We start from the raw sequence: 25,718 nt of genomic DNA, 5'->3' as shown, positions 1-25,718 counted from the left end.
GCATGCGCTCCATTGCGGCCGGCTTCTCCATCTCTTCAATGGCCATACCGAGCGCGGTCGCCTCAGAGGGGAGCATCGGCTTGCGTGCGGTTCAGGGCATCGGTCGCTCAATCAGCTCCCGAAGCTCAGCGATCAGTGCATCTGCCTTCTTCGTGCGAAGCATTCGCAGTTGGTCGAACACGGGAAGCACGGCGAGCACGAGTTCAACGTGCTGGTCCCGGAGAGCGATGTGACGCTCAGCGAGCCCATCATCCGTGTGCCCAACCCACCCGGCGATTAGCCTCATGGCTCGGTCATTCCGCTGCTGGAAGCCGATGATGCGGCCCGCGAATCGGTTGCCGTCTTTGGCTTCATCCACGTACCAAGGATCGCCCTGTTCCAGCCGCTCCTTCTCCCGCTCGTCAACCTCCCGCTTGTGCTCTGACAGTCGAGACAGAAGCTTCTCCGGGTAGCGCCTCGCCAGCACCTTCACCACTTCCAGCATGGTCGGCCATGGCGCATTCAACTGGTGATGTACGAACGCGTCAGGGTGCTCGCTGAAGGCCTCGACAGGCATACCGGTCATCTCCGCGAGCAGCTCAGGATCGTAGATCTCCAGCACACCAGCCATCGCGGTATCCGGGAAAGCCACGTCCCCCGGAACGATGTCCAGGAAGATACTCTGTGCTGCTTCCGTCATCGCGGCGTCTTCGGGCTGGTGGGATCGGCACCGCGCCCATGCCTCCTCGGTGGCGAAGTAGTCCTCACGCAGCTTCCACGGCACCTTGCATCGCCCGATTGGCACCCATTCTGCGGCGCTCTTCATGTCCCGGTCGAGGTGCTGGATTTTCACACGGTGCGCGCCGTCCGTCACGATTAGCAGTTCCACTCTGAGCCAGCGATCCTTCTTCGGGTCGCGATACAGCCAGTCGCTACCCTCATCAGCCGGCACTGGATGGCGCGCATCTACGAAGCTCATGCAGCGAGTCTCGCAGAGCGCACCTCGTGGGACACATTGGAGACCCCGCATTTACCCCGCACATTGGCTGATCTCTAGTGATACCTCCTGATGCGTGCTGCCCAGTATTTGCATGGGGAGCGATACCTATTGATATGCGCTGAGAACCCCCGAATCCACCGTGCACCTAATCGTGAGGTCGCGGGTTCAAGCCCCGCTCCTGCTACAGATCAAGACCCCCGGTTTTCCGGGGGTTTTCTGATTTGGCAGGCGTGCGACGAGCGCGGCAGCGACCGAAACTCCCCCGCACCGAACTGTTCGGTGCGGGGGAGTTCAGCTCAGTCAGGCCGGGTTACTTGTTCTTGATCTCCATGACGCGAGACCAGATGTTCCCGCTGGTGGTGACGCGAACGCCGTCCGGCCTGTAGCCCTTGCCCTGCGTCGCCATCTGGACGCCGGTCCACGGGATGCCCATCGAGAGCTGAATGGCGTTGAAGCCCTCGTGGTTGACGTCGATGATGGGACCGCCGTTGAGGATGGAAGCCATCGTCTGCGCCTGGGCGGGGCTGGTTTCGTACTTGATGAACTCCTGGCCGACAGTGAAGACCTGTCCACCGTTCGTTGCCCAGCGAATCACTCGCATCTGATCATCCCTCTTTAAGATATGTTCCCATCTTCCCGCCCTTCATTGAATGTTTGTTCTTATCACGCGTAAGTTCATTGCGAAATTGAGGGGAACACAGGTTCGAGGAGGATTACGTGACGACCTTGCGGGTCGGCGACAGTGTGAGGATCATGCTCCTGTGCCATGGAGCACGGCCCGGCTCTCCGGGTAGGATCGCGTCGTGCGCCTCCACGCCTTGCTGCGCGGAGACTCCGCTGCTCGAGGCATATGACGCTGCCGTGATCTGCGAAGAGGACGACGACGGACTTTGGCATCGGACGGCGGGTGACGTGCACGAGTATGTCGCGGTCCGTGGCGCGGTGCTCATTCGTGTGAGTGGCCGCGGCGCTCCGGCCGGTGACCTGCGGGCAGCGGCGCAGGCAGTGCACGTTCCATCGGTCGCTGAACTCGAGCTGCTCTTCTCCGATGCACCCCAACTGCCGTCAGGGTCGCCTGTCGAGCGCGGAGACCTTCCCGAGCACGGAGACGGCGCGCCGATCGACCCGTCTGGCCCGGGCGGCTGATCGCGTCTCTCTTCCGGCATCGCAGACCATCCAGGCTGTTGCATCCTCCACGGTGCTGGTGAGAACGCGACGGCCTACGCTCCCAGCATCGTGCTGAAGGGGAGAGCCATGTGAGGCGCTCGCCTGCAGCACTCGCCCCACGGCTCAGCCTTCGACAGTAGCCAACGCTCGCGCCTGAGCGATCACGGCTGCTCGACGATTCGATGCATCACTGCCCGGTGCCACGAGTGAGGTGAGGTGAGGCAGGCAACGATCGGCGAGCGCGAGCGTGATCACACTCACGAGAAGGTGAGCCGCCTGCGCGCGGTCATGGTTCGGCAGCGCGGCATCTAATGCCGTGACCATGCTCGCGCAATTTTCGGCGCGGCCGTCGGCGGATACGGGTTCGGCGAGCTCCAGGCTCTCCCAGGCCAGGAGGCGGGGGAGGTTGGGGTGTTTCGCGGTGCTGTCGTACAGTGCTCCGGCGAGATGACCCAGCGCATCTGCACCGCTACCCGTCACCGAAACGCCGTCGAGAAGGTGATCGACCTCGGCGGCGAGGACGGCAGCGAAGAGCCCGGCCTTGTCGCCGAAGTACTGGTAGATGCGCTCCTTGTTGACCCCAGCCTCGCGGGAGATCGTGTCCACGCGGGCGCCGGCCAGTCCGGCGCGAGCGAACTGGATCGTGGCAGCCTCCAGGAGCTTGCGACGCGTGGCCTCCGTATCCCATGACATGCACCCAGCCTAACGAATCCAACCGTTTAGTTGCAATTTCTGACGATCGCCTCTAGCGTTGAAATCCAACTAAACGTTTGGATTTCTTATGCGCCCCCTCTCTCGCCCCGTGCAAGCACTGATCACCTGGACAGTGATCCTCCCGCTGGTGCTGATCGTCTCGGCGGTCACTGCTCCACTCACCGCGGAGTGGCCTGATCCGCTCCGCACGGCTCTGACCATCACGGTGGTCGTCCCTCTCGCGGTTTTCTGGGGTGTTCCGACGCTGGCGAAGGCGGTGCAGCGCAGGCGCGGAGTCTCGCGTGACGTGGTGAATGCGGCGTGCTCTGCCCCGCTCTCCGTCGCCGATTCATCGGAGCAGGGCCGATGAGGGCGCTCGTCCTGGGTGCACGCGGAGCGGTCGGCTCTGCCGCGTCGAGCCGGCTGCGCCGCAGCGGGCACGAGGTCATCGGCGCCGGTCGGCAAGCACCAGAGGATGGCGTCGCGATCGACGCGACGACCTCGGCGGGACTCGCGCGGCTGGCACGTGAGGCCGCGCGAGTCGACGTGGTCGTCGACGCCAGCGGACTCGAGACCGCCGCTGTGCAGGCAGCAGTCGGCGCGACGCCACTCGTGGACGTCTCGGCCACGGCGACGCACCTCGAGCGCCTTGCAGCTGGGGTTCCGGACGGCGGCACGGTCCTGCTGGGCGCGGGGATTGCTCCCGGGCTCAGCACGGTCCTCCTTCACGCCCTCGATCCGCAGCCTGGGGAAGAGTTCGACGTCGCGGTGATGCTGGGTGCCGGCGAAGCACACGGTCCGGCAGCGGTGGAATGGACGACGCGGCTCGCTGGCGAAAACGTGTACGCCGCACCCGAGGCGCATCCGATCGCCAATCTGCGCTCACGACGGAAGCTCCCGCTCCTGGACGGCACGTTGCGCGAGCACCTGCGGGCGGACTTTCCCGATGATCTGCTCGTCGGGCGTCCTCTCGGGATCGACGTTCGGAGCTGGCTCGCGCTGGACAGTCAACTCGCGACCGCGGCGCTGCGATTGGTCGGTGCTGTTCCGGCGTTGGCTCCGCTGCTGCGCCACGCGCCGCACGTTGGGGGAGAGGCATGGAGTGTCACCGCCGTGGCGAGAGGGTCGGGACGGACGCTCGCGGGCGCAGGCGAGGGGCAGTCCGGTGCGACGGGTCGACTCGCTGCCATCGCGGCGACCCGACTCGTGGAACGGGGCCTGCGAGGCGCGGTGACAATGGCGGACGCGGTGCGCTTCGACGAACTTGAGGACGCGGGCGGCATCACGATCATCAAGATGTCAGCAGCGCGGGGCTGAGCCCGTCGGACGGGCCCGCGCGCGTCACCGCCAAGTGGCACGGAGCTGAGGTGACGCGTGGGAGGATCGAATGATGAGCTCTGCAGGACCGGCCCCCGTACGTCAGGGGCTGTGGCACCGCCTCACCGCCTCGATGAGTGATCCCGTGCTCCGCGCGCTCGTCACCGCCACCGCGGTGTCCCGCATCGGGCGCGGCGTCTTCCTCACCGTCACAGTGCTCTTCTTCACGCAGATCCTCGGGTTGGGTGCGGGCGAAGCCGCCGTCGTGTTGGCCGTATCGAGTGCGTTCGGGGTCGTCGCGTCGTTGGTCGGCGGATGGCTCGCGGATCGCTGGAGCGCGCGTCGGATCGCCTTCGTCTGCGAGACGCTCGGCGGGCTGCTGCTGGCGTCGTACGCTCTCGCGGGCGACTTCGTCTCCGCGCTCGTGCTGGCGAGCCTGTCCGGATTCTTCGACTCTGTCGGGCACACGGCGCGATCGGCGATCATCGCCCGCGGTCTCGCCCCGGAACGCCGTGTGCACGCTCGCGCTGTGCTGCGCACGGTTACGAACCTGTCTATCGCCCTCGGCTCGGGGATCGCCGCTATCGCGCTCGCGCTCGGCACCGCACCGGCCTACCGGAGCGTGATCCTCTTGGCCGGCGCGCTCTGCGCGATCGGTGCACTGCCATTGCTGCGTATTCCCTCTTCCGCGGATGCCCCCAAGCGCAGCGCCGCTCCGCTTCGAACCACCACAGGATCCATCGATACGGTGGTGCAGCGGGAGCGCAGCGATTGGCGGCGCCGCTCGCCGTGGCGGGATCCGCGTTACCTGCTGCTGACCGTCCTCTCCGCCGTGTTCGGGATGCAGTTCGGTGTCGCCGAACTCGGCGTGCCGCTTTGGATCACCCAGGAGACGAACGCACCCACCATCATCGTGTCCGTGCTTCTAATCCTCAACACCGCCCTCGTCGTGCTGTTCCAGGTGCGCGTGTCCCGAGGCACGCACGATATCCGCGTCGCCGGTCGGGTCACGATGATCGCCGGTTGGCTCATGGCGGCCGCGTGCTTCATCTACGCACTCGCCGCGGGGCTGCCCACCTGGGCTGCGATCGCGGTGCTGATCGCCGCGATGGTCGCGCATACGTTCGCAGAGATCCTGTCGCAGGCCGGAGCCTGGGGCCTGAGTTTCGAACTGGCCGATCCCGTGCGTGCGGGCGCCTACCAGGGTGTGTTCGGCATGGGGTTCTCGCTCGGGGCGCTCGCCTCTCCGATGGTCGTCAACGCCACAGCGATCAGCTTCGGCTTCGCGGGCTGGGCGATGCTCGCTGCGATCTTCCTCGCGGCGGCCGCGGGGATTTTGTGGATCGCTCGGCGCGCAGCCGCAGCCGCAGCAGCTTCCGGGCATACTGCGGCGTAGGAGGATCTCCCCGCGCGGGGAGCGGCGATCGGATCCAACGATGTGCGATGCCACGCACCGCCGGAACGCCGCGCTCTCATTGTGATCCATCTGTAACACTTACGAAACACGTCGTACCGTATCGTTTCTGGCATGACGTCGACCAGTTCTGAGCGCGCCGGCCGCCCGACCGACGAGGACCTCACCCGCCGCATCCTGGAGAGTGCCGGAGCGCTTCTCGGCGAACGGGGCTACGCGGCACTGAGCATGGAGCAGGTCGCGAAGGCCGCCGGATGTGGCAAGACCGCGATCTACCGGCGCTACGCCGACAAGGGAGCGCTGGTCGCAGCCGTGCTGCAGTCGCAGGTCACGATCGGCACGATGCCCGACTCCGGCAACGTGCGCGCCGACCTGCTCGAGCACGCGCTGCAGAACCAGCGAAACCAGGAGCTCTCGCCCGAACAGAGCCATGGGCTACGCGCGATGTTCGAGCCTGACGTCTTCCCGGCCCTCTGGGACGGGTTCTTCCAGCACCGCAGAGCGCAGGGGATCGAGATCATCGACCGCGCCATCGCCCGAGGCGAGCTCCCCGACGACGTCCACCATGACGTCCTTCTCGACACGATCGCCGGGCTCACCCTGTACCGGCAGTCGGTCAAACGCTTTCGCATCGCCGAGCACTCGTACGTCGACATCATCGACGCGCTCGTCTCTCGCCCGCCGCGTCGTTCCGGCGACTCCGACGAACAGGTCCACCATGTCCATTGACGCCCCCGTCACCCAATCCCTGCCGAAGGTCAGCGCTCGCGCGGTCGTCGGATTCCTCATCTTCTGCGAGCTCGCGAGCGGCTTCGTCCAGGGCTTCTACGCTCCGCTGCTCGGTGAGATCGCCGGTCATCTGAAGGTCTCCGACGCCGACATCACCTGGTTCCTCACGGTGCAGACGCTCGCCGCCGCCGTGTGCGTGCCGCTGCTGTCGAAGCTCGGCGACATCTTCGGCCACCGCCGCATGCTGCGCATCGCGGTGATCTCCGTGCTGATCGGCACCGTCGTCACCGCCCTGCTCCCGAACTATCCGCTGGTTCTGGCAGCCCGGATCCTGGTGGGCCCGCTCGCCGTCTGGCTACCGCTGGAGATCGCGCTGGTACACAACCGCATCAAGGGGGAGACCGCCCGCACCTCGATCGGACTGCTGGTCTCGTTCCTCACGGGTGGCGCGATTCTCGGCACCATCGCGGCCGGCGTGTTCTCCGCGCTGCTGCCCAACCTGACGCTGACGCTCTTCATCCCGGTGCTGCTCGTCCTGGTGAGCGTCTATGCGGTGTTCTTCAAAGTGCCCGAGTCGACATCGCGCACCGGAGCGAAGGTCGACGTGCTCGGCTTCGTCGGCATCGGCCTCGCGATGGTGGTCCTGCTGTTCGGCCTCCGACTCGCCTCGAGCGAGGGCTTCGGCTCGGCAGCCACGATCGGAACGCTCGCGGCCGCGGTCGTGATCTTCGCGCTCTGGGTGCTGTGGGAGCTGCGCTCCTCGTCGCCGGCGATCGATGTCCGCCTGATCGTCTCGCCGCGCATGGGCCCGGTGTACCTCACCGCCTTCCTTTTCGGCATGGTCATGTTCGGCGCGCAGTCGCCGTCGACCACCTTCCTCACCGCCGATCCTGCGGTGACGGGATACGGCTTCGCGGCCACTGCGGGCACGGCATCCGCCGTCACCGCCGTCGTCACGATCCTCGCGACCATCGGCGCCGCCACCTTCGCGCCCATCGCTCGCCGGGTGGGCATTCGCTCCGTGCTCGTGACCGGCGCGATCCTGGCGGCTGCGGGATCGCTGGTGCAGATCGCCTTCCACGACCAGCTGTGGCAGATCTTCCTGGTGTCCGCGATCAACGGCATCGGGATGGGTCTGCTGCTCGGCGCGCTGCCCGCCCTGGTGGCGGAGGTCGCACCCAGCGACCAGACGGGCATCGCGACGGGCGTCTACAACTCGCTCCGCACGCTCGGCGGATCCGCCGCGGGTGCGGTGTTCGCCGTGATCCTCGCGGGATTCACCGCCTCCGGCTCACTCTCCTCGTCGATCGGCGGCTATGTCACGATCTGGGCGGTCTGCGCCGGAGCGTTTGTCATCGCCGCCGTGGCGCTGGCATTCATGCGGATGCCGAGCCCGGCCGACACCACCGTCACCACGAAAGGCTGAAACCATGACAGCACCGGACTTCACCGCAGACGCGGTCGACATCCTGCCCGACCTCGTCGCGCTGCGCCGCGCCCTGCACGCCGACCCCGAGCTGGGACTCGATCTGCCCCGCACTCAGCAGAAGGTCCTCGACGCGCTCGCCGACCTCCCCCTGGAGATCAGCACCGGAACGGCGACCACGTCGGTGATCGCCGTGCTCCGCGGCGCGCACCCCGGACCCGCCGTCCTGCTTCGTGGCGACATGGACGCACTGCCCATCGACGAGGCGACCGGTCTCGACTTCGCGTCGCGCAATGGCAACATGCACGCGTGCGGTCATGATCTGCACACGGCGGGACTGGTCGGTGCCGCGAAGCTCCTCTCCGCCCGCCGTGACGAGCTCCACGGCTCCGTCATCTTCATGTTCCAGCCGGGAGAGGAAGGGCACGGCGGAGCCAAGATCATGCTCGACGAGGGGCTGCTGGACGCCGCGGGGGAGCGCCCGGTCGCGGCCTATGCGATCCACGTTGCGCCCGGCCCCCGAGGCATGTTCGCGACCCGACCCGGCGCGGTCGCGGCGGGATCCAACCAGCTCCACGTCACCGTTCGGGGGCGCGGCGGCCACGGATCGCAGCCGCAGCAGACTCTCGATCCGGTGCCGGCTGCCGCGGAGATCGTGCTCGCGCTGCAGAGCTTCGTGACTCGTCGCTTCGATGCGTTCGATCCGATCGTGCTGTCCGTGACCCGTCTGTCCACGGGCGATGGCGCGATCAACGTGATCCCGGAGCAGGTGGAGCTCGCCGCCACCGTGCGCAACATGTCGCCGGCATCGCTGAAGACGCTGCAGGAGGGACTGCCCCGGGTGATCGAGGGTGTCGCGAGTGCGCACGGGCTGACGGTCGAGGTGCAGTTCGAGACGATGTACCCCGTCACCGTCAATGACCCCGCCGAGACGGCCGAGGCGGTCGACGTGCTGCGCGACACCTTCGGGGAGCAGCGCGTGATGATCATGCCGACGCCGATGATGGGCTCGGAGGACTTCGCGTTCGTGCTCAACGAGGTGCCCGGCACGTTCATCGCCCTGATGACCTCTCCGCCGGAGACCGACCTCACCACGGTCGAGTGGAACCACTCACCCCGCGTGCTGTTCGACGACGCCGTGCTCGGCGATCAGGCGGCGGCACTCGCCGCGGTGGCGTTCGCGCGCACTGCTCGCTGATCCTGCGTCAGGGGCGCGTCGTCGAATTCTCGACGGCGCGCCCCTACGGTGTTCGCGACGGTCTGCACCGTCGCCGAGCGCAGCTGCTGCTGCGGCGACGGCGGTCATCGGGCCTAGACTCGCCGAAACGGGGAGGGGACAGTGATGTCGCATCCGGCACAGGCCATGTGGATCTCGGTGGTGCTCGGCGCCTCCGGCGTGATGCTGGGCATCGTCGCGTTCCTCTTCCTCGTTCCCGTGCCCGGGTCGCCGTGGCCTCTGATCACCCTCTGCGCCGGGGGATTCCTGTCAGCCGTGGCGATGTTGTGGGGCGCCATTGTCATCGGGCTCAACACCTCCCGCCGCGCACGAGTGCTTATCGCTCTGCTCGCCGCCCTGGCTGTCGTGGGAGCGGCATCGTGGCTCGCACTCGGGGCGGCTGTCCTCGCGAGCGCGTCGCTGGTGTTCAACCCGTCATTGCTTGAGTTCTTCAGCTTTGCGATGGGTTCAGGACTGTGGGTGTTGCGCGTGCTCGGCGTCTTGGCGATCGGCGCACTCCTGACCCGGGTGGCCCTCATCCCCACGGTGCCGCTTCGATCGCGCGTGTATTTCTTCACCGCGCTGGCATCGGGGGTCGTATCGGTAAGCCTTCAGCTGATTCTCGTCGTCTTGCTGGTCGCGGGGGCGTCGTCGGTGGGCGTCACGCTGTTCGCCGCCACGATGTTGATCGCGCTCATGCCGACATTCGCGGCGTTCGCCCTCCAGAACTGGGCCATCGAATCGCAACGGTGATAGATCGAAAACGCCGCCGCGAACGCGGTGCGGGGTGCGGATTCCAGCTTCCACCGACGCGCGACGGCCCGAGGTGCGACCGAAGTGATCAATAGTGAACACGAACTTTCGTTAATGTTCCTCTCTGTTTAAGACTGTCTCTTGGTGAACAACAGTGTTCACGACTCGCAGTCCGGAGGAACAGACATGCAGAGGGCACGTCACGGACGACGGACGCTGATCGGTGCTGTCATCGCCGTCATTCTTATCGGCGGAGTCTCGGCGGGAGCGTGGGCGATCACGCGCGCGGGCAGCACCGGTGCCGCGATGTGCGGCGACACCTCCGTTGCCGACGCCACAGCCGTCACGTACGGACGCGGTCTGCAGAGCGCGGTCGGCACGGAGTTCGCGACGCAGCACGACATCGCCTCCTACGGCTCGGACTTCTGGGGACAGGACTACGACGGGACACGACCGGTCGACGCCCTCGCCGCGGCCGTGGATTCCGCACTCGCTGCCGACTGCGCGCTGATCCGCCTCGCCGAGGAGGCCGGCGTGGACACGTCGCCGTTTCACGCAGCCGCCGAAGAAGCGGGGGGAGTGGACGCGTATGAGCGCATCCGCTCCCGCGCCGAGGAGCTGAAGGACGCCGTGCGTGCCGCGCTGCTCGAGCAGTCGCCGCCCGATGACGCTGCCCTGCGGGCGGCGTTCGAGCGACTGGGCAACGTGTACAAGGAGTCCGATCTGGCCATCACCGTCTGGCGGGTGCACGGCGGCGACGCGGTGCTCTCGACCGATATCGCGCCCGCTGCTGTTCCGGACACTGCCGAGCTCCGCGATCGCCTCATCGCCGCGGGCGTGAGCATCGACGAACTGCACATCGACTCGCAGGAGATCTCGAAGGAGGACCTGTACTCCGCCCAGATCCTCGACGCGATGCAGCATGCCGAGCCGGGCGCCGTGATCGACGGATTCGCGGGCGGAGAGCGGCTCGTGCTCGTCGACAAGGTCGGCGGTGGACTTCTCACGTTCGAGCAGGCGCCGCAGCTCGCTCGCAACGCCTACGTGAACGATCTGCTTGAGCAGCGACTGGAGGAACGGATCCAGGCCGATCCTCTCCGGGTGACCACCGACCTCGCGCGGCTGCTGCTGGACGCGACTCCCTGACCTGTGGCCGATCCGCACCGCGGCACGACCGCACACGGATCTCGGCACGAACCTCCCCACACAGAAAGGACTGCGTTGGAATGAGAATCTCCCGCGTGGCTCTCGCCGCGGCACTGTCCGCAGCGCTCCTCCTCCCGGGCGTCGCCGCCCCACCGGCCGCGTCCGCCGCCGAGCCAGAACCGGCGGCCTTCACCTCGATCGGCGTATCGACCTCCGGCACCACCTACTACGTGGACGGCGCGTCGGGTGATGACAGCGCCGCGGGCACCAGTCCCACCACCGCGTGGAAGAGCCTCACCAAGGTCTCGGCCACCACGTTCGAGCCGGGCGATCACATCCTGCTCGAATCGGACAGCACCTGGAACGGTCAGATGCTCCACCCGAAGGGCAGCGGCACGTCCCAAGACCCCATCGCCGTCGACTTCTATACCGATGAGGGCGGCGCAGCGTCGTTCACGGCGGACCGTCGCCCCGTGATCAACGGTGGCGGCACCTACGGCACCGGGACCTTCAAGCGCTACATCACGGGTGCCGTGCAGCTGGTCAACCAGGAGAACTGGCAGATCCAGAACCTCGAGGTGACGAACAGTCCCGAGGCGTCCAACCCCGAGGGCTACAAGAAGCCGGGCGACGCGCAGCGAGCCGGCATTCTGGTGATGGGCTACGAGCAGGACCGGACGTTCACGTCCATCCGCGTCGCGAACAACTACGTCCACGACGTGCAGTCGGAGTACTTCCAGCAGCCGGGGCTTCCGCCCGCATCGCAGGGACCGGCGCTGAAGGCGACCGGTGGCATCATCATCCTCGGCCACTGGGTGGATCCGGACGGGAAGGTGCTGTTACCCGCAGGTGAGTGGCGCTCGTCCACCGGCTTCCACGACGTGACCGTCGAGAACAACGTGGTCAAGCGCGTGGGCCTGGAGGGCATCCGCACCAAAGCGGACGCCAACACCGCGGTAAGCAACTCGTTCAAGAAGACGATGTCCGACATCCGCATCAAGAACAACTATCTGGAGGACGTCTCCGGCGACGCGATCGTGCTCAGCGAGGTGGCGTCGGGCGGTCTCGTCGAGGGCAACATCGCCGTTCGTCCCGCCAACGCCGACTACGGAGCACGCAACTTCGCCGGCGTCTGGTCGATGTCCAACAACGACGCGCTGTTCCAGTACAACGAGGTCTACGGCACCACGTTCGGCTACAACGACGCCGAGGCGTACGACATCGATCTCGGCTGCGTGAACGTGGTCTACCAGTACAACTACAGCCACCACAACGCGGGCGGCTTCATGCTGCTGATGTCCGATCAGAAGGACTCCATCGTCCGCTACAACATCTCCGCGAACGATGGCGGTGGAAACCGCGGCACCAACGCGGACAAGGGCGGTGGCGGCGGTTACACCTACAAGGAACAGAGCATCTTCCACTACTGGGTGAAGAACGAGGGCTCCGCGATGCCCCAGATCTACAACAACACCCTGTACGTGGGCGACGGCATCTCCACCGCGCTGTTCGGTGAGGGCAACTCGGGCGACAACTCGGGCACGAACGCATACTTCTGGAACAACATCCTGCTCAAGGAGGGTGCCGGATCACTCAAGTTCCTGACCGCGCACCCCTCCGACGGCAAGGATGCGATCGAACGCGCCCTCGGTTCGCCCGACAAGCTGATGAAGAACAACATCTTCTGGCCGCAGAGTCTGGCGAGCGCCGCGAGTGGCGTCGACGTCGCCAAGATGGAGGCCGCGGGCAACATCTTCGCGAAACCTCAGCTGGTCATCGAGGGTGACGCGCAGCTGGTCGCCCGCCTGGCATCTCAGGCGACCACCACGTTCGATGACGCCACCGACCGCATCGCGGACTTCACGTCGCGTGAGCGGCTGCGCGAGCGGGCCTCACTGTTCCAGCTCGCGGACACCAGCCCGGGTGTCACGGCGGGAACCGCGATCACGGGTGGGCCGTCCGAGGACTTCTTCGGCGCGAACACCGCCGGCGTCGGCCTCGACATCGGAGCGCACCAGGTGTCGCAGATGAAGACCGTGACGACGCTCGTGCTTCCCGAGGTCTCCGTGCGCACGGCCGCCGGCGTCTATCCCAGGCTGCCCGAGGTGCTGCAGGTCACCGTGCGCGAGACGGCGGGCGCCAACACCACCGAGCGCACCGAGAAGCGACCCGTGACGTGGAACCTCGTCTCCAGCGACAGCTATCGCGCCGCCGGCACCATCACGGCGACCGGAACCGTGGGCGGAACGCCCAGCGCGGCGATCGAGGCCACCGTGACGGTGGTCGGCGACCTCGGTGGCGGAACCGCACAGGGCGATTCCACCGCTCTGGACGCGGCGTTCGTGCAGCGCGGTTCCGGAACCACCGCGATGGGCACGCAGGCCGGGACGAGCACCGCGCCCGCGGCTGCCGACAGGTACAAGTTCCCGTTCGGCGTGTCGATGTCCAACAACTTGGTGCTGAAGCTGAAGAACGCGGCATCGGCGGGCTTCACCCGTCGCATCTACGTGCAGTTCGATCCGTCCTCCTATGAGGGCGACCTGTCCGCGGTGAAGGACGCGTCGATCCGGCTCTACGTCTCGCGCTACGACGCGTGGACCGGAGCGGGCGGCAGCGACGCGGAGCGCCTGCGCAACACCGCGTTCACGGCGGACGTGTATGCCACCGAGCCCACCTGGAACTCGTCGACGCTCACGTGGAACAACGCGCCCCTCGGCGCGGAGATCTCCCGCTACGCGCACGCCGACTACTCGAAGGATGAGGGAATCCCCACCTACGACCAGCTGGTCCCGGTATCGCACCAGGCCTTCACCAACGGTCAGATCATCGACAACGGCAACGCCATCGATCTGGACGTCGCGGACTACATCCGCTCCCTCCCGGCTGATGCGGGCCCGATCAGCTTCGCGATCGACATTCCCGCCAGCGCCATCCCGAACTACAACCGGGACAACGCCGGATTCGACGCCTTCTCGATCCTCGGGGCAAAGCAGGCCTTCGCCGACTACGGCGCGGGCAAGCTCACCCTGCCGACGAACCTGCCCGCAGGCTTCGCGATGTCCGAGACTGCGCTGGCGCCGTCGTTGCGACTGTCGGAGGTGTTCCTGTCCTCGGTCAGTCCGGTGGCGGTGGACGTCGCGCCCGGGCAGGTGCCGACCCTGCCGGGCACGGTCACGGTGACCTACTCGAACGGGGAGACCGCCGAGGTCGCGGTGACCTGGCCCGAGATCACGGGCGACCAGCTGCAGAACGAGGGAGAGCACACCTTCCTCGGTCGGGCCGCGGGCGTGTCCGCCCCGGTGGTCGCGGTGGTTCGCGTGATCGCGTTGCACGTGGTGAGCCTCGCCGACCTCGCGCCGATGGACGTGCCCGTGGGCCTGTCCCGCAGCGAGCTGGGTATGCCCGCTGCCGTGACCGCGACGCTGGACGACGGATCGACGGTCGACCTGGTTGTCACGGGGTGGGACGACGACCCCCGCAATTACGGGCCCACCAGCCCGCCCGACACCTACCGGTTCCCCGGTGGCATCCAGTTGCCGAGCGGCATCACCAACCCGAGCGAGTTTCGTCCGGAACAGGTGGTGACCACGCACCCGCGACCGGCGTCGATCGAGCTGTCGATGGCGGAGTCCGAGCTCGCGCCGGGTGCTTCCGCTCCCATCACGGTGGATGTCATCGGTGCCGCGCCGTACTCGGAGACGGATGAGTGGGGTCGCGACGTCACCTGGAGCGTCGCTGAGGCGAGCGCCGGGATCGCGCGCGTCGCTCTGCGGGCAGACGTCGCGCCGGCGCTCGCGGTCGACGACTCGGGTGTGCTTCACGTGGCGGCCGACGCCGTTCCGGGGGACTACCGGATCACCGCCCACAGCACGCGGGTCGACGGTGTCTCGGCCAGCCTCACGGTCACCGTGGCGCTCGCGGCGACGCCGACCCCGACGCCGACGTCGACATCTACGCCGACCCCGACGCCGACGTCGACATCTACGCCGGAGCCGACGGTGACGCCGACATCTACGCCGGAGCCGACGGTGACGCCGACATCCACGCCGGAGCCGACCGCGTCGCCGACGTCGACACCCGAGCCGACCCCGAGTGCAACGGTGACGCCGGAGCCGACGCCGACTATGACGGTGTCCCCGGAGCCGACGCCGAGCGCAACGGTGACGCCGGAGCCGACGCCGACCATGACGGTGTCCCCGGAGCCGACGCCGAGCGCAACGGTGTCCCCGGAGCCGACTGTCTCCCCGGAGCCGACGTCCACGCCGGAGCCGACTGCCTCGCCGGAGCCGACTGCTACGCCGGAGCCGACTGCCTCCCCGGAGCCGACCGCTACGCCTGACCCGAGCGCGACGTCCGCGCCGAGCGAGACCTCGGCCCCCAGCACGCCCGTGCCGGGGGGGACCGGCGGCGCGACGCCGGGCGGCTCGGCACCCGTGGCGACCCCGCCGGCCGGCGGACTTCCCTCCACGGGCACCGACGGATCGTCGTGGGCCGCCGCCGGCATGATCTCCCTGCTGCTGACCGCCGCCGGAGTCGTGCTGCTGGCACGCCGCCGGGCACGGGCGGTGCGCGACTGATGTCCCGCACCGTCTGAGCGGACAGACGATGGCCGCAGCGTCCTGACGGGCGCTGCGGCCATCGTCGTCTCAGCGAGCAGCGGCCTCGCTGATGAGCTCCTGCAGGATGGCGCGGAGCCGTTCCACCGCCGGCAGCAGCGGTCCCGGTCGGGTCGCGAACAGAATGCGCCGGAAGCCGAGGTCCTGTACTGCGGGCCGCAGAGCCACATCGAAACGCGGATCCACGGCGATCTCGGTGGCCAGGGCGATGCCCAGTCCCTGCGCCACCAGGCCGTGGATCATCGCGAGATCGTCCGTGCGCATCAGCTCGCGTGGCTCATATCCCGCCGAGCGGCAGGCACGACGAATCGTGCGTCCGGAAGCTTCGTCATCGCTGCGGCTGGAGACCCAGGCCACCGTGCGCAGGTCCCGCAGGTCGAGCATCTCCTGTGCGGCGAGCGGGCCGTGCGATGCCACCATGACGCGGAACGGCTCGTCGAGGAGTCGGGTCAGCCGCAGGCCGCCGCCGCCGAAGAGCGGGTCATCGGCGAAGTCGTAGATGAGTGCCGCATCCACCTCGCCGTCCTCCACGAGATGCACCAGCCGGGTCGGCTCCGCCTCGCTGATCTCGACAGCGATGGGAAATGCGGCGCGCAGTCGGTCGATCGCGGCAGGGAGGAAGCGCGCGCCGAATGAGGCGAAGGTTCCCACGCGGAGGGTCGCGACCCCGGCTTCGCGCTGGCGCGCCACCATGCGCTCGGCCTGTTCCACTCGACGCAGGATGTGCTGGGCCTCGCGGGCGAACAGCTCTCCCAGCGGGGTGAGAACCGTGCCGCGGGGCGTGCGTTCCACCAGTCGAGCGCCCAAATGACCCTCCAACGCATCGAGGTGATGGGCCACCGTGGGTACGCCGTAGCGCAGCTCGGCGGCGGCGCGCGACAGGCTCCCCTGATCGCGGATCGCCAGGAGGACGCGCAGCTGCTGAATCGTGAGCATGCTAGCGAGTATGACGCTCTGGAAGATTATTTGATATTCAGTAGCAGGCCAGTCAGTCGCTAGGTTGAGGCCACAGGGTCGCCCGGGGACGAGACGGCCCGCCTATTCCGAGGGAGTGATGGGTATGTCGCAGGGCACATTACCGGCGCAGGGCGAGGAGCTCGCGCGCGGGCTGAAGAACCGGCACCTTCAATTGATCGCGATCGGCGGCGCCATCGGCACGGGCCTGTTCATGGGGTCCGGGAAGATGATCAGCGTCACGGGTCCGGCCGTGATCTTCGTCTACATGATCATCGGGTTCATGATCTTCTTCGTCATGCGGGCGCTCGGCGAGCTGCTGCTGTCGAACCTGCACTACAAGACCTTCGGCGACATCGCGAAGGACATGATCGGGCCGTGGGCCGGGTTCTTCGTCTCGTGGACCTACTGGTTCTCCTGGATCGTGGCGTGTGTGGCGGACATCGTCGCGATCACCGGCTACGTCTCCTACTTCAACGCCGGCATCCCGCACTGGATGCCGGCGCTGATCGCTGCTCTCGCCCTGACCCTGCTGAACCTGCAGCCGGTGAAGTACTTCGGCGAGGTGGAGTTCTGGTTCGCGTTCATCAAGATCGTCGCGATCCTGGGACTCATCGCTACGGGCATCGTGATGGTGGTCATCGGCTTCCAGAACCCCGACACCGGCACCACCGCCTCTCTCTCGCACCTCTGGGATCACGGCGGGATGTTCCCGTTCGGGCTGAGTGGCTTCATCCTCGGCTTCCAGATGGGCATCTTCTCGTTCATCGGCGTGGAACTGGTGGGAACGGCGTCCGCGGAGACGCAGAATCCGCGCAAGACACTGCCGAAGGCGATCAACTCCATCGTGGTGCGCATCCTGCTCTTCTACGTCGGCGCGCTGGCGATCATCATGAGCATCACCCCGTGGGACAAGATCGATCCGAACGCGAGCCCCTTCGTCACGACGCTCGCCTATGCCGGTTTCGGCATCGCCGCCCTCGCGATCAACCTCGTGGTGCTGACATCGGCGGCCTCCAGCGCCAACTCGGGACTGTATTCCGGGACGCGCATGCTGTTCGGGCTCTCGAAGGACGGCCACGCACCGACCCAGTTCTCGCACGCCACCTCGCGCGGAGTTCCGCGCAATGCCGCACTGTTCACGTGCGTCTTCCTGTTCGCGGCGGTGCCGCTGCTGCTGCTCGGCAACAGCGTGTCTGCGGCCTTCACGTTCGTGTCGTCGGTGTGCGCCACCCTTGTGCTGTTCACGTGGGGAAGCATCGTGGTGAGCTTCATCATCTACCGGCGTCGCTTCCCCGAGCGCCACGCCGCCTCGAAGTTCAAGATGCCGTTCGCCGCGGTCACCCCGTGGATGGTACTGGTGTTCTTCGTGTTCATCGCCGCCACACTGCTGTACGGCGAGGACACACGACTGCCGTTCCTGGCCACACCCGTGTGGTTCGCGATTCTCGCCGTGCTGTGGCAGCTGCGCAAGCGCCGGCTGCTGCGCGAGGGCCGACCCCTGACTGCGCCGATCCCGGTCGTGCGCCACCCGCTGGATGAGGATGACGATGTCATCGGAATGGAGGGACGCCGATGAGTGGCGCCATGGTACGGATGATCGATGTGCCCGCGATGGCCGCCTGGATCGCGGAGCACGGTGTGGAGACGCTCATCGAGCGGCTGGTGTCACGCCTGCGGGACGACTTCCTGCGGTGGGAGGACTTCGACAAGACGGCGCGGGTGGCCAGCCACTCGGAGCGCGGTGTGATCGAGCTGATGCCGGTGAGCGACGGGCGTCGCTACACGTTCAAGTACGTCAACGGCCACCCCGACAACCCGCGCGCCGGGCTGCAGACCGTGACGGCGTTCGGTGTGCTGGCCGACGTCGCAACCGGCTACCCGGTGTTGATCGCCGAGATGACTCTGCTGACGGCGCTGCGCACCGCGGCGACGTCGGCGCTCGCGGCCTCCGTGCTGGCGCGCCCGGACTCACGGGTGCTCGCCCTGATCGGAACCGGGAGCCAGGCCGAGTTCCAGGCGCTCGCCTTCCGGCGGGTGCTGGGAATCGAGAGGCTGCGCGTGTGGGACACCGATCCGGCCGCGATGGACAAGTTCGAGCGCAATGCCCGCGCGCTCGGGTTCGATGTGGTGCGAGCCGGCAGCGCGGCGGAGGCGGTCGCCGGGGCGGACATCGTGACTACCTGCACCGCCGACAAGGCGCTGGCCACGGTGCTCACCGACGATCTCGTCACCGCGGGGATGCACCTGAACGCGATCGGCGGCGACTGCCCCGGCAAGACCGAGCTGGATCCGGCGATCCTCCGCCGCGCGGCGGTGTTCGCGGAGTACCTGCCGCAGAGTCGGATCGAGGGGGAGATCCAGCACCTCGAGGACGACTTCCCCGCCGTCGAGCTGTGGCAGGTGCTGTCGGCCTCGGCCCCGGGACGCACCGCCCCGGAGCAGGTGACGGTGTTCGACTCCGTGGGTTTCGCGGTGGAGGACTTCTCCGCACTGTGCCTGCTGGCTGACGAGTTCGACGGCGCCGAGGCCACGGTGGACCTCGTGGCCGACCCCCGCGATCCCAAGGACCTGTTCTCGCTGATCGCGGCTGCCGGGACCGAGAGGTGACGGGCTTCTCCGCGCAGGCACCGGCCGCGGTGGTGATGATCCGGCCGCATCATTTCCGCCCGAACCCGCAGACCGCGATCGACAACGCCTTCCAGTCCGCGCCGGAGACGGATGTCTCGCGGCAGGCGCGGGCCACCGTGACGAAGGCCGCCGAACAGCTGCGCGATGCCGGGGTGGAGGTGGTGCTGTTCGATGATCGCACCAGCTCGCATCCCGACAGCGTCTTTCCCAACAACTGGTTCTCCACGCATGCGGGCGGCCGGGTCGCGGTGTATCCGATGCGTGCGGCGAACCGTCGCGGTGAACGTCGCAGCGACGTGATCGAGTTCCTGAAGCGGGCGTATCGGGTGCAGGAGGTGATCGACTACTCAGGGCTCGAGCCGGACGAGCTGTTCCTGGAGGGCACCGGCGCGATGGTGCTCGATCACGTCGCTCGCATCGCGTATGTGGCCCGATCGGCGCGCGCTGATCCCTTCCTCCTCGAGCGCTTCTGCACCACGTTCGGCTATGAGCCGATGCTCTTCGACGCCGCCGACCAGCACGGCACGCCGATCTATCACACCAACGTCATGATGTGCGTGGCCACCGATTTCGCCCTGATCGGGTCCGCGGCCATCGCGGATGACCGGCGCCGGGCGGCCGTGCTGCAGCGTCTGGTCGACGGCGGTCACGAGGTGATCGATCTGTCGTTCGATCAGCTCGGCGCGTTCGCGGGCAACGCCATCGAGCTACGCTCGCGCGATGGCTCGCGCTTGCTCGCGATGTCCACCACGGCAGAGCGCGCTCTCACCGCGGCGCAGCGCTTCGTCATCGAGAGCTCGTGCCGGATCCTTCCGCTGGAAGTCGGACCCATCGAGCTGGCGGGCGGCTCGGTGCGGTGCATGCTCGCGGGGATTCATCTGGATCCGCGACCCATCGACTGATCCCCCGGGCACCGTTCTTGCCGGAACGTCACCGGGGCTCCGTCCGCAACGTCGCCGGCAGCGCATCCTGCACGCAGAACGGCTCCGACGCACCCCTTTCGCGGGGTGCGCCGGAGCCGTTTGCGCGCGGAGGACTCAGCGGCGGCGAGTGCGCACGCGGGCTCGCAACGCCACGGCTCCCATCGCGACGAGCATCGCACCGAGCAGGGCGGGGAGCACGAGCGAGGATGCATCCGATCCGGTCGACGGCAGATCCGACGTCGCGCTCGGCGAACCAGACGCTGACGGGTTCGCCGTCGGCTGCCCGGTGGGCTGAGCTGTCGGCTCACCCGTGGGCTGGGCAGTGGGTTCGCCGGTGGGCTGCGCCGTGGGTTCGCCCGTCGGCTCACTCGTCGGCTGTCCCGTGGGCTGCCCGGTGGGCTGTCCCGTGGGTTCGCCCGTTGGTTCTCCGGTCGGCTGCGAGGTCGGCTGTCCCGTGGGCTCTCCGGTCGGCTGCGAGGTCGGCTCTCCCGTCGGCTGCCCGGTGGGCTGCGAGGTCGGCTCTCCCGTCGGCGTCGGCGTCGGCGTCGGCTCTCCTGTCGGTTCGCCTGTCGGCTGTCCCGTGGGCTCTCCCGTCGGGCTCGTCGAGGGCGAGGGTGACGCCGTCACCGAACCGATGCGCACCGTCGCGGTGCTCGCCGCGGTCGTGCCGTTCGACGAGTTCACCGTGAAGGTCGCCGTCGCGGTCGTGTCGGCGACACCATCCGCGGGCGTGAACACGGCCACTCGCGATGCGAGTTCCGGACCGCCGGCGCGAGTGACGAGGGCGAACAGCTGTGCGAGGGGCCCGGTGGGTGCCTGACCGCTGAGATCCCAGGCTCCCAACGTCGGATCGTCGGGCACCAGCTCCACTGTGGCCGTGGCGGGCGTGCCGCCCGCGAGCGTGCCGGCCGAGTAGGTCAGCACGACGCGGACCGCGCGTCCCGGATCAGTGACGGCTGAACTCGCGCTCGCGGTGGCCGGTACGGCGGGCGAGGTGACCACCACGGTGAGCGTCGCGCTCGCAGTGGTGCCGTTGCTGGAGCCCACGGTGTACGTCGCCGTCACCGTCTCGTCGGAGGCGGCCGCCGAGGGCGTGAACGTGATGTCGCTACCGGACACGGTCCACGTTCCCTGCGCGGGGGCGGTCGGGGTCACCGTGATCTCGCCGGTGGCCAGCTGGCCGCCGATCTCGGTTCCCGCCGAGAACGTCGGCGACAGCGTGACCGCTACACCGGCATCCGTGGCCGCCTGCGCGTCCTCCGCGGTGGCGGCGACAGCGGCGACCGGCGCGCCGAGCCGGAAGGACCCCACCACAGCACGGTGGTTGCTGGCCCACGCGTTGCCCATGATGTTCGTCTTCGAGGGCCATCCGGCGACCACCGTGTTCGCGCCGTCCAGGGTGAGTGGCGCGCCGGCGAAGTGGACGTAGTCGATGCGGTCCTGCGGCTGAGGAGAGCCATCGGGGCGAGTGGCGATGATCGGCGACCACGTGTCGCCGCGGTCGGCGAGGTCGGGATTGGCTACGCGGAACGCGTCCGTCAGTCCCACCGCCGCGAAGGCCGCGGGCACGGGCCAGTCGACGGCTCCGGTTGTGCATCGTGCTGCCGCGGTGTCTGCCGTCCAATCGGTGCCGGCGGGAGTTTGGAGGTCGCCGAGCACGATCACCGCGGTGCGTCCGGCGGCCGCTACGTCGTCGTGAAGGGAACGGACCACGGCCTCGGCCTGTGCGAAGCGGAGCGTAGCCCGCTCGGTCTCGATCAGTGTCGCCGGTTCGGCGGGGTCGGCGTCGCAGGCCGCGTCCGGCCCGTAATCGCCCGAGTCCAGCGCCACGCTCCACACGCGGATGTCCTGTCCCCAGACGTCAGCGGTGGCGCCGAACGCGGGTGCCCCGTCCTGAGCATCCCGGCGCGCCGTGAGGGGATAGGGGGACACGATGCCAGTGCCGTCGGGGCCTTCGACAGCGTGCCAGCCGAGTGCGGCAGCGAGCTGGTCGGCCCCGGTGCCGCCGTCGTGCTGCACGCCGATCACGTCGAAGCCGTTCTCGGCGATGACGGCGAGGTTCTTCAGACGAGCGTCGTCGACGTGTGATCCGCCGTCCCAGAGATCCCACGTGACGGCGTCCAGGGGCACGGGTGCGCCCGTCGCCACGCCCGGCACCTCCACGCTGATCAACGAGGTGGTGGTTCCGTTCGTCGCGGACACGTCGATCCAGCCGGGGAACTCGGTTGCCGCCTCCGGCACCGTCCCGGTGACCACGCCATCCGCGCTCACAGTCAGCCAGTCATCGCCGTCCGTCTTCGTGAACGAGGTTGGGGCGGCACCGTTCCAGAGACCGGCGAGGGACTGGGAGACCGTCTCGCCGACGCGACCGCTGGGGGCACGCAGCACACCGGAGACGAAGCCTGGCGCGAGCGTCGACCCGTCGGTGGTGGCCGGTCGCGCGGCCCAGACCGCGTAGAGGGTGACCGTCGCATCGGGAGTGATCGCCAGGTCGGTGACGCTCTGCGCGTCGGTGTACACGATCGGCCCGGTGGGGCTGGCCGCCCACCCCTGGAACAGGAATCCGTTGCGCGTGAAGCCGTTCTTGCGCAGTGTCGTCGTCTGCCCGCCCACGAGCAGCTGCGATGCCGTGCCGCCTCCGGTCGCACCGTTCCCGTCGAACGCGATCGTGTACTGGAGCGGCTTCTGCGCGGCGTAGTCGGCCGCCACCTGCGTCGCCGGGACCACGTCGTTGTAGAAGCTGAGCGTGTCGATGAGCGCGTTGGTGTAGCCGTCCGCGGAGTCGGTCTCGCTGCCGCTGAATCCGCCGATGTTGAAGGCGAGTCCGCTGGCGAACCGGGTGTTCGCGTTCACGTATCCGGCAGGCGAGGTCGCCGTGAGGGTGCCGTCTGTGTAGATCTTCACCTGGTTGGCGGTGCGATCCACCGTGACGGCGATGTGGTGCCAGGTGCCCTGGATGTTCGGCGTCGCGCCGTTCAGGTACTCCTTGGTGCCCCCGGCCGTCTGACCCCAGCAGGCCTGCAGCACGCCGGGCGTGGTCTGGTTGTAGAGGGTGATTCCGGCGTTGTTGCAGGAGACGAAGTTCTGGTTGCTCATCAGCGTGCCGTAGGACGTTCGGCTCTGCAGTTGCATCCAGAACTCGTAGGAGAAGCTCGCCGACGCATCGGTCTTGCCCGCCACCAGCGGCAGCTTCACGTAGTTCTTGCCGGAGGAGACGGCTACCGCCGACCCGGTGACGCCTGAGACGTAGGCGGGCGTGCCGATCCAGGCGGCGTTCAGGCCGTTGCCCGAGGTGTCGGTCACCGTGGCGCCGCTGTCACCGTCGAAGGTGTAGGTGGCTACGGGAGTGACAGTTGCTGCGGCTGCGGCTGCGGCTGCGGCTTCGGCAGGCGCCGCGGACGGTCCCGCCAGGCCGATCAGCGTAGTCAGGCTCATCGCGGCCAACACGGTGAGCGCCCATCGGCGGATGCCGGTGCGTTTCTCGTTCATAGCTGTGTTCTCCGATTCGGGTCAGAATCCGAGCTGGGCGACGCGGCCGGCATAGCGGTGCTCCCACCCGGTGCTCGTGTCGGCAGTGATGACGATGTCGTAGTAGCCGTTGTCGGTGGGCCACATCAGATCCGCGGTCTCGCCGGGCTTGACCCACACGCGCCGAGCCTCACCGGCGAAGTCGTGGGGGACCACGTTGTAGTGCACCGGCTGGCGGCCGTCATTGCGCAGGTGCAGGGCGACCGCGGGCTCCGATCCGCCGATCAGGTCCACGTCGACGCGCGGTACTCCCGCGTTGTTCTGACCGGCCGGGATCACCGTTCCCGCGTGCGATCGGACGAACCCGTCCGGTCCATACACCGAGAACGCGTAGCGGCCTTCCGTGGACGTGGCATCCCAGGTGTGGGTGCGCGGGTTCGCCGCGGAGACCGTGTACGGAGTGTTGGCGAAGGGAAGATACCGATCCGGGAAGGCCTGCAGGCTCACCGCCTTGCCGTCCGGGCCGCCCGTGAGGCTCAACGACGCCGTGACGGTTCCGGTGGCCCGGTCCTCGGCGAACGTGCCATGCGGGTGGTAGGACAGCGGACGCGCCGTGAGCGTGCCGCCGTCCCACTTGTCCGCCTCCGGCACCTGGGTGCTGATGGTGCCGCCGGCGCGCGCGATCTGCACGAGCGCATCCGAGTCGGGCAGCGCCGGAATGTCGAAGATCGGGTTCTCGAAGTCCATCGCGCTGGTCAGATCGCCGCTGATGGCGCGTCGCCAGTCGGTGATCGTCGTCGACAGCGCCGGGGTGCCGATGGCGGTGGTCCACGTCTCCAGGAATCGGATGATCGACGTGTGGTCGAACGTCTCCGTTCCCACCCAGCCGCCGCGCGTCCAGGGCGAAACCAGGATCGTCGGGATGCGTGCGCCGTACCCGAGCGGGGTCGATCCCGAATACTCTCCCTCGGTGCCCGGTTCTGCGAACGGGGGAAGCACGTGGTCGAAGTAGCCGTCGTTCTCGTCGAAGGTCATGATCAGCAGGGTGCTGTTCCAGATCTCCTCGTTGCTCTGCAGCGTGGAGATCACGCGGTTGCAGAAGTGCGCTCCGTGCTCCGGGTTGGCGGAGGGGTGTTCGGACCAGCTGTATGGTGCCACCACCCAGCTCACCTGCGGCAGCGGGAACTCCGCACCCGGCTGACAGGCGGCGATGAAGTCGCGCAGGACGCCGTTGAGGTTCGTGTCGCTGTCGTTGTTCGGCACGCCGGTGCTCTTGTACGGAGCGGACCCGGCACGCCAGACCAGACCCGTACCTGGGGCGTTCTTCACGGGGTCGTTGCGGTTGGCGATGTCGGTGGCCGTCGACCCCGACGTGGTGAACGTGGCGAATCCCCGAATCGGGTTGTCGGTGTAATCGCCCACCCAGCTGGAGCCGTTGTTGGTGTTGTCGACGTAGATGCGCCAGGAGACTCCGGCATCCTGCAGCGCCTCGGGGTAAGTCTGCCAGCCGCGGGTGCCGTTGGATTCGCCGCCGTTGCCGCTGGTCCCACCCGAGGTGCCCGTCCATGCATAGAGCCGGTTGGGCGTGGTGGGGCCCATCACGGAGCAGTGCCAGTTGTCGCAGATCGTGTAGGCGCTGGCCAGGGAGTACTGCCAGGGCAGCTCCTCGCCGCTGAGATAGTTCATGGTGCTCGCACCCTTGGCGCCGATCCAGTTGTCGTAGCGTCCGCCCGCCCACGCTCCGGTGCCTCCGGAGTAGGAGTGATCCAGACCGGTGGTGGATCCGGCGACCGTGGTGACGCGGTTCGGACGCACGAAGGAACTGCCCGACGGCTGGGAGAACACGTCGGTGCCGTTCTGGAACCGCAGCGCCTGCTTGTCGTTGTGGCCGCGTACGCCAGGCAGCACGCCGTAGTAGTGATCGAAGGAGCGGTTCTCCTGCATCAGGACGACCACGTGCTTGATGTCGGTGATGTCGCCGGCGAATCCCTCCGGAAGGACGGCGCGCATGCGGGGAGCGGACGCCGGAGCGATTCGTGCCCCCGTTGCCGCGGATGCCGGAGCGCTCGCGGTGACGGATCCGGTGATTCCCATCGCGGCTGCGGCACCCATGAGGCCGAGAGCTTTGAGCATCCCGCGTCGAGAAAGCCCGGAGCGGATGATCTCTTCGGGCACGGTCTTCGCGCGTTCGTACGGGTCGGGGGTGAAGGGGGTGGGCTCGCTGGACATCCGAACTCCTGAATCGCGGGCGTGAGGGGGTACTCCCCGACACCAGCAACCGAATTC

General features: G+C 67.8%; 19 protein-coding genes. 13 read left to right on the top strand and 6 right to left on the bottom strand.

The annotated features are described in order from the left end of the window. Positions 1 to 91: 91 nt before the first annotated feature. Both ACI3KU_RS08585 and ACI3KU_RS08580 read right to left on the bottom strand, forming a co-directional pair. Entirely contained in the window at positions 92 to 958 is an 867-nt protein-coding gene (locus tag ACI3KU_RS08585) for a hypothetical protein (RefSeq protein WP_404921898.1), read from the bottom strand. Between the two features lie 331 nt (positions 959 to 1,289). After that, positions 1,290 to 1,580 carry a hypothetical protein gene (locus tag ACI3KU_RS08580; RefSeq protein ID WP_404921897.1) on the bottom strand — a complete coding sequence of 97 codons (291 nt, stop codon included), beginning with the start codon at positions 1,578 to 1,580 and terminating at the stop codon, positions 1,290 to 1,292. 116 nt (positions 1,581 to 1,696) lie between these two features. Between ACI3KU_RS08580 and ACI3KU_RS08575 the strand changes: the two genes are divergently transcribed. Next, the gene (locus tag ACI3KU_RS08575) at positions 1,697 to 2,125 is read left to right on the top strand and encodes a hypothetical protein (protein ID WP_404921896.1); all 429 of its coding nucleotides are present in this window, start codon (positions 1,697 to 1,699) and stop codon (positions 2,123 to 2,125) included. Positions 2,126 to 2,269: 144 nt separating this feature from the next. On the opposite strand, the gene ACI3KU_RS08570 is transcribed toward ACI3KU_RS08575, so the two are convergent. Further along, complete coding sequence (locus ACI3KU_RS08570; RefSeq protein ID WP_404921895.1) at positions 2,270 to 2,839, bottom strand: TetR/AcrR family transcriptional regulator; 570 nt, start codon at positions 2,837 to 2,839, stop codon at positions 2,270 to 2,272. Between the two features lie 88 nt (positions 2,840 to 2,927). Here ACI3KU_RS08570 and ACI3KU_RS08565 point away from each other — a divergent pair, with 88 nt between their 5' ends. The 9 genes from ACI3KU_RS08565 to ACI3KU_RS08525 all read left to right on the top strand — a co-directional run bounded on the left by ACI3KU_RS08565 (position 2,928) and on the right by ACI3KU_RS08525 (position 15,417). Continuing rightward, a complete protein-coding gene (locus ACI3KU_RS08565) occupies positions 2,928 to 3,209 on the top strand; it encodes a hypothetical protein (RefSeq protein WP_404921894.1) in 282 nt (93 codons plus the stop codon). Continuing rightward, a complete protein-coding gene (locus ACI3KU_RS08560) occupies positions 3,206 to 4,156 on the top strand; it encodes an NAD-dependent epimerase/dehydratase family protein (RefSeq protein WP_404921893.1) in 951 nt (316 codons plus the stop codon). The genes ACI3KU_RS08565 and ACI3KU_RS08560 overlap by 4 nt, the downstream gene beginning before the upstream one ends. 73 nt (positions 4,157 to 4,229) lie before the next feature. Continuing rightward, entirely contained in the window at positions 4,230 to 5,552 is a 1,323-nt protein-coding gene (locus tag ACI3KU_RS08555; protein ID WP_404921892.1) for an MFS transporter, read from the top strand. Between the two features lie 132 nt (positions 5,553 to 5,684). Next, positions 5,685 to 6,299 (top strand): TetR/AcrR family transcriptional regulator, encoded by a 615-nt coding sequence (locus ACI3KU_RS08550; RefSeq protein ID WP_404921891.1) that lies wholly within the window; start codon positions 5,685 to 5,687, stop codon positions 6,297 to 6,299. Next, positions 6,289 to 7,725, top strand: a complete 1,437-nt coding sequence (locus ACI3KU_RS08545) for an MFS transporter (RefSeq protein WP_404921890.1) — start codon at positions 6,289 to 6,291, stop codon at positions 7,723 to 7,725. Before ACI3KU_RS08550 ends, ACI3KU_RS08545 begins: the two co-directional genes overlap by 11 nt. 4 nt (positions 7,726 to 7,729) lie before the next feature. After that, positions 7,730 to 8,923: a M20 family metallopeptidase gene (locus tag ACI3KU_RS08540; protein ID WP_404921889.1), complete on the top strand. Its 1,194-nt coding sequence runs from the start codon at positions 7,730 to 7,732 to the stop codon at positions 8,921 to 8,923. A 144-nt stretch (positions 8,924 to 9,067) separates the two neighbouring features. After that, on the top strand, positions 9,068 to 9,694 hold the full coding sequence (locus ACI3KU_RS08535) for a hypothetical protein (protein WP_404921888.1): 627 nt from the start codon (positions 9,068 to 9,070) through the stop codon (positions 9,692 to 9,694). Between the two features lie 186 nt (positions 9,695 to 9,880). Continuing rightward, a complete protein-coding gene (locus tag ACI3KU_RS08530) occupies positions 9,881 to 10,840 on the top strand; it encodes a hypothetical protein (RefSeq protein ID WP_404921887.1) in 960 nt (319 codons plus the stop codon). An 80-nt stretch (positions 10,841 to 10,920) separates the two neighbouring features. Then, a complete protein-coding gene (locus ACI3KU_RS08525) occupies positions 10,921 to 15,417 on the top strand; it encodes an Ig-like domain-containing protein (protein WP_404921886.1) in 4,497 nt (1,498 codons plus the stop codon). Positions 15,418 to 15,486: 69 nt separating this feature from the next. Here the strand turns inward: ACI3KU_RS08525 and ACI3KU_RS08520 are convergent, their stop codons facing one another. Further along, on the bottom strand, positions 15,487 to 16,392 hold the full coding sequence (locus ACI3KU_RS08520) for a LysR family transcriptional regulator (RefSeq protein ID WP_404921885.1): 906 nt from the start codon (positions 16,390 to 16,392) through the stop codon (positions 15,487 to 15,489). 124 nt (positions 16,393 to 16,516) lie between these two features. On the opposite strand from ACI3KU_RS08520, the gene ACI3KU_RS08515 reads away from it, so the two are divergent. From ACI3KU_RS08515 to ctlX, 3 genes are read left to right on the top strand one after another with little or no spacing between them, the layout of a single operon-like run. Next, complete coding sequence (locus ACI3KU_RS08515; RefSeq protein WP_404921884.1) at positions 16,517 to 17,989, top strand: amino acid permease; 1,473 nt, start codon at positions 16,517 to 16,519, stop codon at positions 17,987 to 17,989. Further along, entirely contained in the window at positions 17,986 to 19,020 is a 1,035-nt protein-coding gene (locus ACI3KU_RS08510; RefSeq protein WP_404921883.1) for an ornithine cyclodeaminase, read from the top strand. The genes ACI3KU_RS08515 and ACI3KU_RS08510 overlap by 4 nt, the downstream gene beginning before the upstream one ends. Then, positions 19,017 to 19,943: a citrulline utilization hydrolase CtlX gene (gene ctlX, locus ACI3KU_RS08505; protein ID WP_404921882.1), complete on the top strand. Its 927-nt coding sequence runs from the start codon at positions 19,017 to 19,019 to the stop codon at positions 19,941 to 19,943. Before ACI3KU_RS08510 ends, ctlX begins: the two co-directional genes overlap by 4 nt. Positions 19,944 to 20,078: 135 nt before the next feature. On the opposite strand, the gene ACI3KU_RS08500 is transcribed toward ctlX, so the two are convergent. Together ACI3KU_RS08500 and ACI3KU_RS08495 are read right to left on the bottom strand one after the other, a co-directional pair. Continuing rightward, complete coding sequence (locus ACI3KU_RS08500; protein ID WP_404921881.1) at positions 20,079 to 23,453, bottom strand: LamG-like jellyroll fold domain-containing protein; 3,375 nt, start codon at positions 23,451 to 23,453, stop codon at positions 20,079 to 20,081. A gap of 21 nt (positions 23,454 to 23,474) precedes the next feature. Further along, on the bottom strand, positions 23,475 to 25,661 hold the full coding sequence (locus ACI3KU_RS08495) for an alkaline phosphatase family protein (protein WP_404921880.1): 2,187 nt from the start codon (positions 25,659 to 25,661) through the stop codon (positions 23,475 to 23,477). Between the last annotated feature and the right edge of the window lie 57 nt (positions 25,662 to 25,718).

The organism is Microbacterium sp. ZW T5_56, from assembly GCF_044987425.1.
In the GTDB taxonomy this organism is placed as follows: Bacteria; Actinomycetota; Actinomycetes; order Actinomycetales; family Microbacteriaceae; genus Microbacterium.
Note: the sequence above shows the minus strand (reverse complement) of the source record. Positions and strands in the feature narration are given on the sequence as shown.